Genomic DNA, 19,187 nt, shown 5'->3' with positions numbered 1-19,187 from the left:
AATTACCTATTCAACATAGTAGGTAACCGGAGAAAATTGTTCTTCTCAAATCGCCAGGCATCCCAGCACATTGATATAACATCACGTTTTGCTGTCCAGCCTAATTCTCGCTCGGCTTTGGAGACATCCGCATAGCACGATGCAATATCCCCAGGCCTGCGTCCTACAACTTCATAAGGAACTTCTATACCATTAGCTTCTTCAAAAGCATTAACTAATTCTAGTACACTTGTACCCTTGCCAGTACCGAGATTATAGATATGTACACCTTCAGTTAGATTCTCCAATGCTGCCACATGACCTTCTGCTAGATCCATCACATGAATATAATCTCTAACACCTGTCCCATCAACTGTTGGGTAGTCGTTACCAAAAACCTGAAGTTTTTTCAGGTTTCCTTTTGCTACCTGTGTCACATACGGCATTAGATTATTTGGAATTCCGCTAGGCACCTCGCCAATTAGTCCACTTTCATGGGCGCCTACTGGATTAAAATATCTAAGTAGTGAAACTGAGAAAGCAGGGTTCGATTTCGCAATATCAGTTAAAATTCTTTCACTCATGGCTTTTGTTTCCCCATAAGGATTTGTAGTTGGTAAGAGATTCATAGACTCTACGAATGGTACAGTGTTATCCCCATACACTGTTGCCGATGAACTAAAGACAAACCGTCTTACATCATATTTCTTGCAGGCTTTTGTAAGAACTATAGTGCTGACAATGTTATTACAATAATAATCTAGTGGCTTTTCTACAGATTCTCCTACTGCTTTATGACCGGCAAAATGAATAACACCGTCAATATTGTAATTTCGAAAAATAACATCAACTGCTTCTTCATCAGTTACATCAATTTCGTAAAAAGTAACTTCTTTATCTACAAGTCGCATAATCTTCTCAACGTTCTCGCGCTTACTATTGCTAAGATTATCAGCAATAATCACTGAGTGTCCCGCTTCAAGTAAGGCAACACAAGTATGTGATCCTATATACCCTGCACCGCCAGTTACAAGTATGTTCATGGGCTATTCTCCCTTTTTAAAGATATTAAAATATGATTCCCGAAACACTCTGTCATCTTCAATTCTCCTACCTCTGCCAATTGAATTATGACTATTCATGACCTTAGATAAAAAATCGAGGAGATATTTTCAAAGTTCTATATAGTCGGTATCCCCATTTATCAATTATAGCGTATTGTTGGAGTATTATCTTGCATAGATACCTTACACTATTTTGCTGAACATTCCCTCAAAAATCATTTTATTAAGGCTTTTTTTAGTAATGCAATGACCCGCTTCTGCTGCTCTACCGTCATATTTGACCCAGACGGTAAACAAATCCCTGTTTCAAACAACCGTTCACTCACAACTCCATCTTCTGCATGCGGATAAAACTTACATCCTTCAAACAATGGTTGCATATGAAGTGGCTTCCATACAGGACGTGCTTCAATGTTTTCCTCCTCAAGAACATCAATCAATTCATAAGGCGTTATCTTCACTTTCGTTGGATCCAACGTCAACGCCGTCAACCAGCGATTCGAATAAGTCCCTTCAAGTTCTGGCATAAAATTGACACCATCAATATCACCCAACGCTTCAACATATCGATTAAACACCGCACGTCTCGCTTCTACACGGTCATCTAGCATTTCAAGCTGTGCTCGTCCTACACCAGCGAGAATATTACTCATTCGGTAGTTATAACCGACTTTACTATGCTGATAATGTTTTGCTTGATCACGTGCTTGTGTTGCTAAAAAGCGTGCACGTTTCAATTCATCGACGTCATCGGAAATAAGCATACCGCCACCCGAAGTCGTAATGATTTTGTTGCCGTTAAATGAATAGATCCCAAATTTCCCAAACGTTCCACTTTTTTTCCCTTTATAAGATGAGCCAAGAGATTCCGCTGCATCTTCAATCATAGGAACACCATAAGAATCACAAATCGCCATAAGTTCATCCATCTTCGCACTTTGACCATACAAATTCACAACAACAACGGCTTTTGGAAGATTTTTATAAGCCTTCGCTACTTCCATTGCTCGTTCCAAAGCTTCTGGGGACATATTCCATGTTTCTTCTTCGGAATCAATAAATACCGGCTTCGCGCCTAAATACAAAATCGGGTTTGCACTTGCCACAAACGTCAAGCTCGAACAAAATACTATATCTCCTTGTCCAACTCCAACCAACTCCAACGCCAAGTGTATAGCTGCTGTTCCGGAAGACAAAACAGCAGAATCCGCTGTTCCAGCATATGCAGTCATTTCTTCCTCAAACGCATTCACATTCGTCCCAAGTGGCGCAATCCAATTCGTTTCAAATGCTTCATTTATGTATTTCTGCTCATTCCCGCTCATGTGAGGGGATGATAAAAAGATTCGTTCAGTCATTTATAAACCTTCTCTCTTTACTATCCTTGCCGGTGCACCAACAACTGTTAGTTTATCCCCTATATCAGATACAACAACAGCACCTGCACCAACAATTGACCATTGACCAATTTCCATTAATGGAATTACAGAAGCCCCTGCACCAATATGAGTACCTTCACCAATATTGACGCCACCTGTTATTGCGGCTAATGGCGAAACATGTCCATAGTCAGCTATAACACAATCATGTTCCACGACACTACCGCTATTAACAATCGAATGTTCTCCCAACATGGTGTCCGCGTTTACAATAGCCCCCGGCATTACAACCGTCCCAATTCCGATATCAACGCTAGGACTGACAATCGCCGAAGAATGTATCGCACTCACATAGGCTTTGGAATCAAGATTTAATTCTTCTACAATCTTTTTCCTTACCGCATTCGCTCCTATTCCCATGATTACACCAAGCGACGATTCAAGATTCATCAATTCCTTAAGATGACTGATTGGACCTTTTATTAAGTCATCTTCTACAAAAACCTCTAAATACTTATCATCGAGCTTAGCAAAAACATTCATATTATCATTAGAATTCACAACGTCCGATACGACTTTCGCATGCCCACTATCCCCAATGATTACAACTTTTTTCATTGCCCTTCATCCCTACTCGAAGATGCCGTATTTCCAAGAAACTTTGACATTGTCGCCTTCCCATCTTGACTAATTCCTTCTGACTTTAATACCTTCAATACTGTCATAAATAGAATCTTAATGTCCAGCCAAAATGTACGATTTTCTACATACCAAACATCTAATTCAAAACGCTCTTCCCAGGAAATTGCGTTTCGACCATTTACCTGTGCCCATCCCGTAATACCCGGACGAACTTCATGTCGCCTTGCTTGTCTCTCATTATACAATGGCAAATACTCCACCAATAATGGCCTAGGACCGACAAAACTCATATCACCTTTTAATACATTCACAAGTTGCGGCAACTCATCCAAACTCAATTTTCGTATTATATTGCCAAATGTGGTCAATCGAACGTCATCAGGTAGTAACTCGCCTTGATTATCCTTCTCATCTGTCATAGACCTAAACTTATATACGAAGAAAGACTTACCATTTAAACCAGGTCGCTCTTGTTTGAATAAAACTGGAGAACCTATTTTCCTTCGAATAAGGACTGCAGTTACACCAATGATTGGTAATAATATAATTAATGCTAGTAAACTTACGATACTATCAAATGCTCTTTTCATAACATCACTTCATTCATTTTTTCAACTTCATTTCTGTTCGTACAGAATCTAGGTTTCCAAAATTCACATACTGGATTTCAGAATTCTGTATCTTGACACAGTTCCTTGTATCAAAAACAAATGGTCGTTTCATTTTTTTGACAATCTCATTCTCGTCTAACACTTTAAACTCATTATGGTCTGTTAAAACAAGAAGACATTCTGCATCTTCAATGGCTTCATTAAATGGAGACAATTTGAAGTCGACTTGATTTTGCTTAATATGAGGATCGTGAACACCAATAGAAAATCCACGGTCTAATAGTTTAGATACTATCTCCATTGCCGGACTTTCTCTAACGTCATCAATGTTTCCTTTATACGTTAGTCCAAGAACTGCAACTTTGGAGTTTCTATTTGATATGATTTTCTCGACTTGTTCGATTACAAAGTTTGGCATAGAATTATTTATTTTGCGAGATTCAGATATTAATACAGATTCGGACGGAGCTTTCTCAATGATAAAATACGGATCTACTGCCAAGCAATGTCCACCTACTCCTGGACCAGGTAGATGTAAGTTTACTCGCGGATGATGATTAGCTAACTTAATCACTTCTAATGCATCCACACCTAGCTTTTCTGAAATTTTCACAAGTTCATTTGCCAATGCAATATTGACATCACGGTACGTATTTTCCATCAACTTCGACATTTCAGCACTTAGCGCGGAGGTCTTTAAAATCGCTCCAGTAACAAAAGTATCATACACTTTTGCAGCAGCTTCCGCTGATGCTTCATTAATTCCCCCGACTATACGATCATTTTCAACGACTTCAATTACGATTCTACCTGGAAGGACTCGTTCAGGACAATGTGCAAGATAAATATCTTCATAGACATTCCATCCAGCACCTTCAAAAATCGGTGCAACAACATCGTCAATCGTCCGTGGCGGAATTGTCGACTCAACAATGACAACATCACCTTTTTTAATAACTGGAAGGATAGACCGACAAGCATCCTTGACGTAATCCAAGTTTGCAGTATTATTCGAATTAACGGGAGTTGGAACAGCAATTATATAACAATCCGCTAACTCTGCTTTATGTGAAGCCCTTAAATATCCATTCTTTACTGCGTTACTTACAAGCTCTTCCAATCCTACTTCCTCAATATGAATCTCGCCATTATTAATTGAATTTACCGCGGTAGGATTCAAATCGACCCCATGAACAGACCAACCATTATTCGCAAAGACTGCAGCTGTGGGTAATCCAATATAACCTAGACCTATTACGCATAACTTCTTCATCTCTTCACAACCTTTTCAAGTTCAGTTATGTACTTACTAGCCAATGCTTCTCGGCTGAAACTTTCTTGAACGAATGCATAGCCACTCTCGCCCAGTTTCGATCTTAACTCCTCATCCTTTTGTAACTCACGAATCTTATCCGCAAATGCTTTGGCATCCTCAGGATCAACATAATATCCAGACCCGCTCTCTTCTACCAGATCTCTCGCTACCCCGTCGATTCCAATCAAAATAGGCTTTGCACATGACATATAATCAAATACTTTGTTTGGGTAAACCGTTTTGAACGTTTCAACTTTTTTCAATACCGCAGTGCAAATATCCGATGCGTTACAAAAATCAGGTATCGTATGTTTAGACTGTGAGTCGACAAACAAGACATTTCGGATTTTTTCCACTTCAACACGCTGTTTGAGTTCAGCTTTCTTCATTCCATCACCAATTAGAACAATCATTACATTTTCATCTTCTGAAAATTCCTTGGCCACATCGATTAATGAGTCTAAGTGATTTGCGACACCATGGGCTCCCATGTATGTAACTACAAACTTGTCCTGCAAATTATATTCTTCTCGCACCCAATTATCTCTTGGACCTGGCTCAAAAATATCTAAGTCAGCACCATTTGGAATGAAACAGATTTTCTTTTCTGCTATTCCCTTCTTTGTAATCAATGCCTGTTTGAATGCTGGAGTCAGTACATTAATTTTATCTGCGAACCTATATGATAGCTTTTCAACAATGTAAGCAATTTTAATAATTAGCTTATTTGACAACACGCCTGTGTCGATCGCCGATTCTGGCCATAAATCCCTGATTTCAAATACCATTGGAGTGCGTTTAAAGAACTTCCCAAGTATTCCCGTTATTCCTACGAATAAAGGAGGGGAAGTAACAATCATTACATCATGCTTTTTTACATGAAAAAGCATTGCCCATAATGAAGAGAAGCTGAATGAAAAATATCCCCATAGCCTGCCTAAAAAAGACTTGTTATAGGACTCAGATACATAGGTTCTTAAGACATTGACATTCTTTGAGTACTCTTCTTTAACTACAAACTTGCCCTTATACTTTTCTTCTTTTTCTCCGGTCGCATAATGTACGGTTCCCGCAATTACTGTTATCTCATGGCCCATTTCTTCCCAGTACTTAACGAACTGATTAAAGCGTGAGCCGCCCGGATCATCTTTTCCAAGGAAATATTGGTGTAAAACTAATATTTTCATTTTTATATCTCCATATTCTCAAAAATCTTGCTAGACCCAAGAGTTGACAAATTTACTTTCTCATTCCCTATAACAAGTGTATTTTCATTTAAAGATACTTCAATAGAAGGTTTGTCTTTATACAACACGGATATATATCGGGATGACTCAGTAATCTCGTCATCTATTATTAATTGGGGAAATGCTTCTTTATCTCCATAATATAATGAACGCCAGCCTGCCACTGGAGCGGTCGAACCGCAATGCAAGCTACTTGTTCCATTCATATTCGGTTGAATAACTTTCATCTTCCACTTGGACTCATCCGGCAATGTAATTTCCCATTTTCCATTGGAAGTCTCTTTCACGTCGTGAATTCCGAAAAGCCACCGCAAGCTCACCTTTTCTGTTTGGATGTCACCTAATAGATCATCTACAATTATTAAAACATCTTGTAGCTGATACACGCCTCTTCGATGGGTAACTGGAGAATAACCATAATGTTCACCTTCAAAGATTGTTGCATTCTCAACTTTTGTAAAACTGAGCACTTTTGATTTTGTCCAATTTAACCATATAAATCGGGAGGCTTTTGTCATCTGATCACGATCATTTAACATCAAGGTATTGTGAGATGCTGTACCGTTAAAATAGAGTAAGTATTCAGGACTTGTATTATAGGAAAACGTGCCTGCATCAGCCAAAATATTATGTTCACCATGCCAGAAATCAACATGTAACATATCCGCCTGCACCGGACGATGTTTAAAAGTAGCGCAACGAATCATAGCAAATTGATCATCATTTCTTAGCGTTGCATACCCGCCGTCTTTAAATAGATTTGATTCCCTATCAGGAAGAGAACATTGCCTATCCGTTTCTAAACCAAGCCAAATTGCAATTTCATCAACTTTCGGTACTTCGTAAAGTCTACTTCCAGTCAACGTAAGCCACGCTGCTTGTAATGCAGGCCGATAATCCAAATATTCTCGGGATGTAAATGGATGAATGTATGCCCCGTCATTCATACCATAATTAGGGAGCCTACCATCAACAGGATTCTGCATTTGATACAAAAATTCAACAGTCTTTTCAAATTTCCCCATAAATTCCCCTTCAAACTTATCGCCATTGATTTGTCCTAAACGGACTACCCATGTTAAATCTTGTATAGCTAAACGCTGATAATTGAAAGAGTGCTGTATATAAGAGCCATCGTCGTAAATCTGCCAATTTGCTTCAGATTGAATATACTTCTTTCCTTTATTTACCCACTTACTCGATAAATCAAAGAAAGGAAAAACAATACCAGCGGTGTACATTCCCGCTGCCTCGGATAATGAGTGATTATTTTTAACAGATTTTAGCGCAAAATCAAAATGCTTTTCAACGTGGTCTGCATGATGGTAAATAGCTTTCATCATAAGTTCTAAACGTTCGTCCGTTGTTTCAGTAGAATTGAAAAAGGTATTTAAACCAAACGTCCAAGCCATTATACGAAATGACATTTCTTGTCCACATTTATAATTAACACCAAGCTCTGGCGGATTATGTTGAATAAAATCTTCAAACATACTCCAGAATGCACTCGCGTATTTCTCATCACCAGTTATTACATATGCACGACATAATGGATAGACAAAAGTAAATCGTGATAACTCCCAAATCCATTTGATATCACCGAAATCGCTTGATAAATCCCCTATTTCTGTCCAATGCTGTTTGTCAGGCGAGTTTTTTTTAGTAAACGGACTGTAATGCCAATCAATTGCCTCAAAATCAATTACATGTTTCGAAAAATAATTAAACTTATGCTGCAAAATATCGTCAGCTTCTATTATCGCATTATTTAAATTCAATACTTCTTTAGAGGCGGTTAACTTTTCGACATCCGGTTGAAAAAAGAACTTCTTTAGTTTTCTTTTAACTAACTCTTTCAAAGATTTATCTGAGATGATTTTTGATTGTAGATCAACTTTCGAGTATGAGAAAACAGGGTATTGCTTTTTAAGCAAACCCAGTTTCTTTTCCATTTCGTATTTTGCTCTAAACATTGTCCAAGATAACCCCATGTTACGAACAACTTCGATTTTCGTTTTCAAATTTCTCACCCTCTAATTTGATCGACAACGTCAAAGGTCGCTTCAGTCACTTCGAATATTTCCTCCAATGGTATCGGAGATTCCCCTTCTTTAATGCCATCTAGGAATGCTTTTATCCCGTTTGCGTGTCCTTTATCTTGAGTACGTGTTCTATACCTTGAGAAGCCAGACCACCCATGACCAGTCAACGTTTTGAAATTATCAAGCGATAATACTTTGTTCCCCGCAAATACTTCTACACGTTCCTTAGGAAATGCTTTATCCCCATTAGCCAAGTATTGGATTGAAGCTATCGAACCGTCTTCAAATGAAAATTGCATGACTACTTTATCTTCAAATTGTTCTTCTCCAGGCGTATCCATTTTCATGGCTTGTACACCTGTTATTTTATGACCAACCAAGTGACGGGCTAAGTCGATGAAGTGACAGCCTTCACCGATAATTCTACCTCCGCCTACATCTAAATCTTGAGTCCAATGATCGGCTGGTATAGCCCCTGCATTAACAGTAATCAGAACCGACTTAGGTTGGGATACTGTCGCTAACAATTCTTTCATTTTTATAACATGCGGCGCGAATCTCCTGTTAAATCCAACCATTAATATTTTGTCATGCTCAATCTCTTTAATTTCTTCTAATTCCGCGCGTGTTAAACATAGTGGTTTTTCAACAAAAACATGTTTTTGATTACTTAACCCCTCTTTTACATATTGCGCGTGGCTATTATGACGTGTTGTAATGAAAACTACATTGATAGCCGGTTCTTTGAACACATGATTAGCTTCTGTAGAAGCCCTTTCAAAATCATACTTTTGGCCGACATGAACACTCGTCATGCCACCACTGCTGACAATTGTATGTTTCTTTACAGTCTGTCTATTCATTGCGGGAAGCAAAGTTTGGTTGGTAAAATTACCAGCGCCAATGATTCCAATAGTAGGAATGCCTTCTATAGAAGTGGTGTGTGAATTTAAGGTAACAGAACGTGAAGCCTCTATATCTATTTCTTGAGATTCATACTCCAATACTATTCCTATTGTGTTTTTGTCTTCTGATAATGTTGAATATGCGTCGACAGCATTATTAAACTTATATCTGTGTGTGATTAGAGGCGATACATCTAACTTTTTATCACTCATCATATCTAGTATAGCCTCAAAGTTTCTTTGTTCAGTCCATCTTACAAATCCAATTGGATAGTCCTGTCCTTTTTCCTCATAATTTAGATCATATCTACCTGGACCATAAGAACAAGATACCTGGAAGGATAATTCTTTTTCATAAAACTCGGATCGATTCAACTCAAGTCCTGTTACACCAACCAAAATGATTCTTCCACGTTGTCTGGACATTCTTGCCGCTTGGGAAATTGGATCACTACTCTGAGTCGATGCAGTGATTAATACGGCATCAGCACCCCGACCTTTTGTTTTCATATTGACGTAGTCAACAATGTCAATTCCTGTTCCTACATTTACAGCATCAGCACCAAATGATTTAGCTAAATCTACTTTTCGTTGATCAAAGTCAGAAGCAATTACATTACATCCATGAGCTTTTAACAATTGAACGGTCAAAAGACCAATAAGACCTAGTCCAGTTACAACTACTGTTTCGCCTAGGGTGGGCTCTGCTAAACGAATACCTTGCAATCCTATCGATGAGATAACAGTGAATGCTGCCTCGTCATAGCTTACGCCGTCGGGAATCTTCGCACATAAATTTTCTGGAACACTTACAACTTCAGCGTGTGAGCCATTGGAGATAACGCGATCACCAACATTAAAGTTCTTCACATCTTTACCGACTGCAATAACGATGCCCGCATTACTATATCCTAATGCTATTGGTTGATCTAATTTTGTTCTGACAGCATTAATTGTTGGTTGCAGACCATCCGTTCTAACTTTGTCGATAACCTGTTTTACCTTCTCCGGTTGTTGTTGTGCTTTTTTCAAGTAATTCGATTTCCCGAAATCCACTAACATTTTTTCAGTGCCAACAGAAACAACTGTGTTAACCGTTTGAATTAACAAAACTCCAGGTCTCAATGTTGGCATTGGATGTTCTGAAAGTTTTGTTTCTCCGTTATTTAAGCTTTGAATCACTTGCTTCATTATTAACCCTCCATCTACACTTTATGTTGTTAACAGATTCAAAAGTATTAATTATTTTAAATATGCTAGTACATAAATTCTATTCTAGAATTATATATTTTCACTTATGTTATTAAAGATTTATAAACCCCGAGATTTCCATTTACAACACGAGTAATAAATGGCATTAAATTGTTCGGCTTGCCGGTTAGTGAATCCCAATTTATACCGCTAAGGTGGGTTCTAGGTTTGGAATAATGAAGAATACCCACAAAGAGTCGAGCAAAATAATATAATATTCCCACAAACAATTTTCGTTTTTTAGCATAGGCGTTTGTTCCGTTACTTACTTAACGAAGCTTGTCTTTTCCCCAGGATAGTTGCAGAAGAAATACATATTTCATAAAGCACCTCTTTTTTGAATTTTCCTAATGAATTTATATGACTCTATAATTGCTATTAATAGGATAAAGACCTGAAATGTTCTTAATGCATAAATATGACCATACCAAATGTATCTTGGAATCATTATGATTAATACAGGTGTAAAGAGGATTAATTTATATATCCTATCAGCAGCTTCAGCAAATCTCATAAAAAGAAAGAGTATTACGCTTGATAAAATTGCACCTAGGGTGCCATAATACATAAAAGGCTCTGCAATTATATGCATCCCACCAAGGGTAAAGTTCACCTCTTGCACCCAACTGGAGAAATCCTCCAATGGAACCCCGAAAAAACGCAATATATAGTTCCCAAAAAAATCACCATCGGGAGATACACCAAACTTCTGTAACGAAATCGTAGATGCAATAGCATAGATTATTCCCGGTGCGGTGGTAATAGTTAACCTTCCCCAGTCAAATTCCTCCCCAATCCTATAATATCCCCAGAAATTAAATATTATATTTACTATAGGGACTAGCGCTATTAACACCGTGACAGCTATGTACCAATTGAGTTTCTTGCTTTCATTAAGTAAATATTTCCGACAAAAGTAGTAAGCAAGAAGAATAAGTATTCCCAACTGTTCAACTCGTCTCCCATTTAATAAACCCCAGGCAAAAAATATCAATAAATAGATAAGTGGTAAGGCCTTATACTTAGCATTTGTAAAATTAAACACAAGCAAAGCAGAGGAAAGAATTAAAAAAACTCCTGCTCCAGTAGAATTCAGGGAATCTACATATCCACCAATGATTGCTAAATTGTTTGTAAGTGGCAAAGCCAAAAATAACAATAATGTGCCAATAATACCCAAAATATTTGAATTTATTTTTGATATGCTTTTAATATAATTAGTATTAATAAATATTTTACCACTCTCTGAACTTCCAAATAACGTCAATAAGTTCAACAATGATAAACTACCAACGGTAAATAATGACTTCAATTCTTCTTGATTACTCTTTACAAAGCCAAATAAATACTCTAGTGGATATAGTTGTCCTAGATAATCTTCCGGAAAAAAAAGATATATAAAAGGAGTAATATAGAACACTAATACTAAACTATATAGCCATTTTTCATTATATAAGTATCTCAATGCATATATAACTGATATTGCAAACGACACGGGGAACAAGAATGATAAAGTACTATCTGGGAGTGTAATCAATATTGTTAAGATTAAAGTAAATGTTAATAACTTTAAAGAAAATGGAGCCATTTCCTCACCTATTCTTGAGATTTAATTTCAACTCTTCCATTTGTTCATTGCTTTTCAGAATCGAATTACAGAAGAATCCTCTTATCAGTAACTGAATTAAGTTTACTATAATTATAGTTAGAGCAGCACCATAAATTGAATATTGATTTATCATTATATAACCAATTATACTGCTTACTACCATTAGAAACATCGGAAGATAAAATTGCACCTTGATCTTCTTAGTAATTAACAATACCGAATCATAAATTGCACTATTACTGTCAAGTAAAAAACCAATAACCAAAAGAACTAATACTAATAAGTATTCGGTATATAATTCACCATAAAAAGCTGCAATAAAATATTCACCAAAAAAAATAGTCAAAGGTAAAATAACAACTCCCAAACTCACCGTAAATAAGGGTGTGAAAAGGAAAAGAACTTTTCGAAGAGTTCTAAAATTGTTACTTATGTAAAGATTAGATATTTTACCCAATAAAAACTGCATTAAAGAATTTACAAGTATATTCCCAATAACAACAAAATAAGCTAAAGCCGAAAAATATCCAAGCATCTCTAACCCATGTTTCGCTTCCAATATAAACCTCGGTATGGAAGCATTTAAAGTAATAAAGTAAAGGCCGATACCTATTGGTAACCCTTCCTTTATAATACTTTTTTGCGTTTCCCTACTTGGATTATGTTTGCTATCATTAAGAAAGTCTTTCCTTTCCCATATTAAAAAGTAAGTATACTGAAATAGATATTGAAGCAATAAAGAAATTTGTAAACTTTTAGTAATGGATAAAGAAATAACAAAAACTATTAATGAAAAAATTTGTTTGAAAATAATCAATCTGGATAGTTTATTAAATTCCATCTTTAATTGATAGTAACCATATGCTAATTCAGAATTTAAATCATTAATTTTTATTAGCATAACCAATGTTATTAATATGAAGTACTCTTGATAAAATAAAAAAGCTACTATTAAAGTTATTACCAAGGATACTATATTGAATATCTTTCTAATAAAGTAATAATCTCGGTTATTCTCAGAGTCTCTAACTACAATTAAGGATCTTAGCCTTAAACTTGCAAAAAGAGCTATTGGAGCAGTAATTGCCATAGCTAGTGAAAACGCGCCTACATTATCAACTGACAAGACTTTAGCAATTATAATTATTATTACCCATTTCGAAGCTGCAGCTATTAAATTCGCAATAAAAAGAAATGAAAACTTTTTAATAAGCTATCTCCCCTGTGTTGTTATTTATTCGAGTCTTTATAACCTTTGCAGGGACACCAGCGACTATGTCAAATGCATGCACATCTTTTGTAACCACACTCCCGGCTGCTATTACTGCTCCCTCCCCAATACTTACTCCTGGAAGTATTATACAATCCGCTCCTATCCAAACATCATGGCCTATCGAAACAGGATCAAATGAATGTCCTGAGAAAAATATTTTCCCATTACCATTAGGTATATTGTGATTTGATGATAAAATTTTTGTCCCATACCCTATCAATGTTCGATCACCGATTTGTACCTGTCCACTTGTTGTAATCATAACGTTTAAGGCTAAATCGACATCATCACCAATTTTGATGTTTGACGGGGGATTAATCCATACTCCAGGATAGAAAATCACTCTTTTACCAACCTTTGCTCCGAATAGTTGTAAGAACAACTTCTTCAAATAATTCAAGGACTTATATCGAGGTAATGAAAAAATAATTTTCATAAACAATTCATATGTAATAATTATAAAGTGTTTCATCGGCTATTTTTCTCACCTTTTATTATTTTTTTATATTCATAAGCTTTAGTAATATAATCATTATAATTATTAAGAATTTCGGGATATTGCTTGATGATATCATTTTGCTTCTTTTCGTCGTTTAACACTTCAATTATTTTCAATGCTGCTCTATCGCTATCCAAAGGGTCTATATATACTGCAGCATTAAGACAACTACTCCTTGCCCAATCTGCATCTGTTACGAAAAGCAATTTATTAAAACTCCATGCTTCAATAAAGTTATTACTGAAGCTTTCCAATGCTGCGATATTAATCATCGCATCACTTTCTTTTATTAAGCCACCCACTTCACTGCTCTCTATCGTCCCCAAATTAATGAAGTACTCTTGAAGGTTTTTAGAATGGACAGATTTTTCGAATTGCGTATAATAGTCATTGTCAGACATAGTAGTTATAAATCTAAAATTAATTTCTCCTTTATTCACCATCGATTGGGCAATGTCTACTAGTTTATGCTGTCGTTTGTTTGGATGACTTGACCCCAAATAAAGAATCTTCGATTTACTGGACGGAAGGTTATAGCTACTATTTGTAGCCCGTTCGACTTCTTTTGTAATGATTTTGTTTACCGCCATTTTTACTACGTGTAATTTCTTAATTTTAAAACCCTTTAATTTTTCTGCCCTCTGTTTTAACACTTCAGTTTCAAAGATAATTTCATTTGATTTCTTTATCATTATAAACCTATAAATATCAATAGCTTGTTTTTTCAACTTTTTAAAAAAGGATAGATGTCCCCAAAAATCGATTTCCGGGTAAAACAAATTGGAATATGCACAACCAGAAATAGTTTTATTTCCATAACATAGCAATGGTCGACCGCCGAACAAGGTGAATATAGTTGCATTTCTTTTATTCGAATAGAAAAATAGTTCATATTTTAGTCTAGACTGAAAACTATCCTTCACTATTTCAAAATCCATCCCTCTTTCTTTTAACAACTTTGCCAAAGTCTTGTTCCTAACTATAAACTTATAATCATGTGAATTTATCTTATCAAAACCATCTATTAAATTTATTGCATTCTGTAGCCCTCCACCCGATTTGATGGGCACTAGATTTACATATACCTTTTCCACATCTCCACTCCTTCAATAAAAAACGTATTATCAAGTAAAAAGCTAATAATTCGTTCTAGGTAAATCCAAAAGCTTGCCTCCGTACAATTTTAAGAGGAGATGAGGTTTCTTCCACGCACAAACCCAAAAAAGAAAGTGTACAGGAAACTCTTTATTATAAGCTTATTAATTTCAATAAATTAATTACACAATTGCTACGTTGTACTTAGAAATACTTTTGAAAATGCTCTCTGGATCTTGCAGAACGATGCCACCACTGGTACCTAGGTCGTTTTCGAAATGACCAGTTGCAAATTGCATTCATGTTATTTATAAAATTATGAACAACCATCGCATCAAAAAATTATGTCACACCTATCACATCTGATGGTAGATTGCTTCTTTGTCTGTCAAACTAATACAAAATGCAAGAGCCTGAACATATTCTTTTCCTCTGTTTTCAACAGGTTCGATCCAAGAGGGATACCCGGTAAGTAGAAATACTTTCAATTAAATTATACTAACGACAACTTTACTTTTTCTTCACTTTCGGAGTCTTCCGATTCGCATGCTCCACGAGTTCACCCCTTAAATCGTCTACCTTCATGGTCAATCGCCCAAAAAAACATGGATAACTCTTCCCACTATTACTGTCGTCCACAATCCATGTGGTGCAATGAAGAATTTCCTTTATTTGATACGTCCGAATTTCCCAAACGTTATTTGTACTATGTCCTCACTTTATTTGCAATCACTTTTTCCTACCGATACAAGTAGTATTCTATGCGAAAATGAATTGCAAGACAGGTCTTTACTTATTACATTACACAATCGATAACTTATTGTTCACCTGTGGTACCTTCCGATTCGCCAACCCAACCAAAATGTCCTTAACTTCTCCATCCGACATATCCGGAAGCTTTTCAATCACATATTCCATCTCAGTCTGCGTAATCGGTGCCGCCTTTCCAATATGTATCTTAGGGAAAACATGCCCGCTTTGAATCTCGTTCTCATTCAACAACTCTTCAAACAATTTCTCTCCAGGTCGAATCCCGGAATACTTAATCCCAATCTCACCCTCACTAAACCCCGATAATTTAATAAGATTTTTCGCAAGGTCAACAATCTTCACCGGCTCACCCATATCAAGTACAAAAACTTCCCCACCAGCCGCAAGCGTCCCTGCCTGAATAACAAGCCGAGAGGCTTCTGGAATCGTCATAAAGTAACGAGTCATCTCCGGGTCAGTCACAGTAATCGGACCGCCCTTGGCAATCTGCTGCTTAAACAAAGGAACGACACTACCTCTAGACCCAAGAACATTCCCAAACCGAACAGCGGCAAACTTAGTCTCGCTTTTCTTTGCTAGATTTTGAATAATCATTTCTGCGAAGCGTTTCGTCGCACCCATAACATTCGGGGGATTAACCGCCTTATCCGTAGAAATCAAAACAAAATGGGGGACCCCGAAAGTGTCTGCTGCTTCAGCAACATTCTTCGTCCCGAAAATATTGTTCTTCACAGCTTCCATGGGATTTGCTTCCATTAAAGGAACATGTTTATGCGCCGCCGCATGGTACATGACGTCCGGCTTATATTCACTTACGATATCAAATATACGATTTCGATCTTTAACATCCGCAATGATTGGAAGTATTTCTGTGTCTGGAGAAACCTTTTGACGTAACTCCATGTCTATATTATAGATAGAGCTTTCACCATGCCCCAACAATATCAATTGTTTCGGACGGAATTCGCTCACTTGTCGACAAATTTCGGAACCTATCGAACCGCCAGCTCCTGTGACAAGAATGGTTTTATTCGTGAGCTTATCTGCAATTGCTTTCAAATCAAGTTGCACTTCGTCACGGCCAAGCAAGTCTTCGATTTGAACGTCTTGCATATCATTAACGGACACTTTTCCTGTCATTAAGTCTTCGATACGTGGAATTGTTTGTGTTTTAATTCCTGTTTCAATACATAGCTTCGATAAATCTGCCATTTCTTGTTTAGGTAAGGAAGGAATAGCGATGACAATTTTTTCAACATTATTCACGGCTACTAATGCAGGTATGTTATTTCCCCCGCTGGCTACTTTAATACCGAATATTTCGAGACCGTTTTTCGATTGGTCATCGTCTACGAATAGGACAGGTTTCATGCCCGATTCGGGGTTGTTTATCAATTGTCGTGCCACCATTGTTCCTGCTTGTCCAGCCCCAACAATCATCGTTCTTGTTGTTGCGTCTCCGTTATGTTGGTTTACAGTGTCACGCATGAGTCGCCAAGATAATCTAGATCCACCAATAAGCAGGATATGCAGCATCCAAGTCAAGACTAGTGCTCGTATGTATATATTTTGTACAACAACAAGTTGGACAACCGCGACTACGGCTATCGTTAATGTCACCGCCTTGAAGATTGATTTTAATTCTCCAATGGATGCATAGGCCCATGCTTTACGGTAAAGCCCGTAATGCCATGCAAAGAAATGATGTGCGACTTGGATTGTTACGACACTCATGAGTAACGTTTTACTCATAAATATATTCATAGTCGGATGTAACATATAAAAGCCAATGTATAATGAGAATAGGACTATCAAGGAATCGACGAAAACTAAATAGGTTGTTCTTTTTTTAACTGACAACAGGGCATACTCCTTTCCGGGAATTACTGCTTATGTACCTTGTTTTATATTCAATCGACCTAGATACTTTTTACTAGTTTGCGATTGTTTATTATATCATTTCAACTTAATAACTTCCACCATTTTTTCGGTTCTAGAGCATTCGGCTCCAGTAGAATGAAATCTTCGTTTGTTAAAATCCGATCATTGTTTTCCAACAAAATGTCAGCGATGTCATGCAGTTTTCGTTTATCTAGAAAATTAAGTCCTTTTTCAAAGTGGAATGGACGGTTTACTGGATTATGGACATCTGATCCATAAGTGTGAATTAAGTTTGCTTCAACAAGCCGCAAAGATAGATTTTGCACTTGTTTACCGAAATGCCCAGCAAGACTTCCCGCTGTTATTTGTGCAAGTGCCCCGTGGTTTATCAATCTTGCAAGTCGTTCCGGTTTTTGTGCGATGGCACGGTTTCTTTCTGGATGTGCGATAATGGGCACCCTATCCATGCTTAGAATGTTTTGTATGATGTCCACCGTATAAGTTGGTATACCGCTCGATGGCAATTCAAGCAATACATATTTGGAGCCTGCAAGTGTCAAGGCTTCCTCTGTTATTAATTTATCAACGATGAAGTCTTTTATTCGCAATTCTTGACCTGCATGCACGATTATTGATAAACCTTTTTCTTTACTAATTTCGTTCAACATTGTCACTTTTTGTAGAACTGCTTCTTTTGGTACGTCAAAATGCGGGCTGTAGGCATGAGGGGTAGCGATGATATCTGTAATTCCTTCCGCTACGGCCATTTCAAGTAATTGAACGGATTCTTCGATTGTTTTTGGCCCGTCATCAACTCCGGGTAAAATATGTGAATGTATATCTACCATTTGAATCCCTCCATCAGCATTAAGTATCAAACGTGAAAAAGAGTAAACAGGGAATTACACCCATTCACTCTCCGGTTCCGTAGTATTGATAGTAATAGTGATCTTTGTCTAGCTCAAAGTTATTCAATACAGCTCCGAGAATTTTCGCTTGCGAAGAAACAAGCGCTTCTTTCGCTTTGACGATGCTTTCTTTTTCTGTTTCGCCAGCACTTAATACAAGGATGGTGCCGTCACATTTGTTTGACATAATTTGTGCATCAGTTACTGATAATACGGGCGGTGCGTCAAAAATGATAATATCGTATTGGTTTTTCATTTGGTCGATTAGTTTATCCATCGTCCCTGATCCTAGCAGTTCCGCTGGGTTTGGCGGAATCGGTCCGCATGTAATAATGTCGAGCCCTTCTGTATCGCTCGGATTGATAACTTCAGAAAGTTCCACTTGGCGTGTGAGAAGGTTTGATAAACCTAATGTGTTCGTCAAGTGGAATGTATAATGAACGGTTGGTTTTCTCATATCTGCATCGACCAGAAGAACGCGTTTGCCTTCTTGGGCAAAAACGACGGCAGTATTTGCTGAAATTGTCGATTTACCGTCTCCAGGGGACGCGGATGTTACGAGTAATGTTGTTAGCTCGCCGTCCGGTAGTGAAAAGTTGATATTTGTCCGCATTGTACGAAATTGTTCTGATACCACTGATTTCGGGTTGACGCTCGTTACGACTTTACGAGCCGCTGTTTGAACAGTTTTTTTCTTTCTCGCTTTTCTCACCATT

The 19,187-nt window shown here is 37.2% G+C and carries 15 protein-coding genes; all 15 read right to left on the bottom strand.

The features are described 5' to 3' along the window. Positions 1-2: 2 nt before the first annotated feature. Positions 3-1,022 carry a UDP-glucose 4-epimerase GalE gene (gene galE, locus JSQ81_RS15795; RefSeq protein WP_212604969.1) on the bottom strand — a complete coding sequence of 340 codons (1,020 nt, stop codon included), beginning with the start codon at positions 1,020-1,022 and terminating at the stop codon, positions 3-5. A gap of 236 nt (positions 1,023-1,258) precedes the next feature. Beyond that, complete coding sequence (locus JSQ81_RS15790; protein WP_212604968.1) at positions 1,259-2,401, bottom strand: DegT/DnrJ/EryC1/StrS family aminotransferase; 1,143 nt, start codon at positions 2,399-2,401, stop codon at positions 1,259-1,261. Then, a complete protein-coding gene (locus JSQ81_RS15785; protein ID WP_212604967.1) occupies positions 2,402-3,040 on the bottom strand; it encodes an acetyltransferase in 639 nt (212 codons plus the stop codon). Then, the gene (locus tag JSQ81_RS15780; protein WP_212604966.1) at positions 3,037-3,654 is read right to left on the bottom strand and encodes a sugar transferase; all 618 of its coding nucleotides are present in this window, start codon (positions 3,652-3,654) and stop codon (positions 3,037-3,039) included. The genes JSQ81_RS15785 and JSQ81_RS15780 overlap by 4 nt, the downstream gene beginning before the upstream one ends. 13 nt (positions 3,655-3,667) lie before the next feature. After that, positions 3,668-4,948 (bottom strand): nucleotide sugar dehydrogenase, encoded by a 1,281-nt coding sequence (locus JSQ81_RS15775; protein ID WP_212604965.1) that lies wholly within the window; start codon positions 4,946-4,948, stop codon positions 3,668-3,670. Further along, positions 4,945-6,177, bottom strand: coding sequence for a glycosyltransferase family 4 protein (locus tag JSQ81_RS15770; RefSeq protein ID WP_212604964.1), 1,233 nt, complete (start codon positions 6,175-6,177; stop codon positions 4,945-4,947). The genes JSQ81_RS15775 and JSQ81_RS15770 overlap by 4 nt, the downstream gene beginning before the upstream one ends. A 2-nt stretch (positions 6,178-6,179) precedes the next feature. Beyond that, entirely contained in the window at positions 6,180-8,258 is a 2,079-nt protein-coding gene (locus JSQ81_RS15765) for an alginate lyase family protein (RefSeq protein WP_212604963.1), read from the bottom strand. 5 nt (positions 8,259-8,263) lie between these two features. Beyond that, positions 8,264-10,375: a bi-domain-containing oxidoreductase gene (locus JSQ81_RS15760; protein WP_212604962.1), complete on the bottom strand. Its 2,112-nt coding sequence runs from the start codon at positions 10,373-10,375 to the stop codon at positions 8,264-8,266. A gap of 379 nt (positions 10,376-10,754) precedes the next feature. After that, the gene (locus JSQ81_RS15755) at positions 10,755-12,023 is read right to left on the bottom strand and encodes an O-antigen polysaccharide polymerase Wzy (protein WP_212604961.1); all 1,269 of its coding nucleotides are present in this window, start codon (positions 12,021-12,023) and stop codon (positions 10,755-10,757) included. 4 nt (positions 12,024-12,027) lie between these two features. Beyond that, positions 12,028-13,194, bottom strand: a complete 1,167-nt coding sequence (locus JSQ81_RS15750) for an oligosaccharide flippase family protein (protein WP_305849491.1) — start codon at positions 13,192-13,194, stop codon at positions 12,028-12,030. 55 nt (positions 13,195-13,249) lie between these two features. Then, positions 13,250-13,789, bottom strand: a complete 540-nt coding sequence (locus JSQ81_RS20150) for an acyltransferase (RefSeq protein ID WP_212604960.1) — start codon at positions 13,787-13,789, stop codon at positions 13,250-13,252. Then, entirely contained in the window at positions 13,786-14,910 is a 1,125-nt protein-coding gene (locus tag JSQ81_RS15740) for a glycosyltransferase (RefSeq protein WP_212604959.1), read from the bottom strand. Before JSQ81_RS15740 ends, JSQ81_RS20150 begins: the two co-directional genes overlap by 4 nt. An 802-nt stretch (positions 14,911-15,712) precedes the next feature. Further along, entirely contained in the window at positions 15,713-17,542 is a 1,830-nt protein-coding gene (locus JSQ81_RS15735) for a polysaccharide biosynthesis protein (protein ID WP_212604958.1), read from the bottom strand. 101 nt (positions 17,543-17,643) lie between these two features. Beyond that, complete coding sequence (locus JSQ81_RS15730) at positions 17,644-18,411, bottom strand: tyrosine-protein phosphatase (protein WP_212604957.1); 768 nt, start codon at positions 18,409-18,411, stop codon at positions 17,644-17,646. A gap of 64 nt (positions 18,412-18,475) precedes the next feature. Then, positions 18,476-19,186: a CpsD/CapB family tyrosine-protein kinase gene (locus tag JSQ81_RS15725; protein ID WP_212604956.1), complete on the bottom strand. Its 711-nt coding sequence runs from the start codon at positions 19,184-19,186 to the stop codon at positions 18,476-18,478. Between the last annotated feature and the right edge of the window lies 1 nt (position 19,187).

The organism is Sporosarcina sp. Marseille-Q4063, assembly GCF_018309085.1.
GTDB lineage: Bacteria > Bacillota > Bacilli > Bacillales_A > Planococcaceae > Sporosarcina.
Note: the sequence above shows the minus strand (reverse complement) of the source record. Positions and strands in the feature narration are given on the sequence as shown.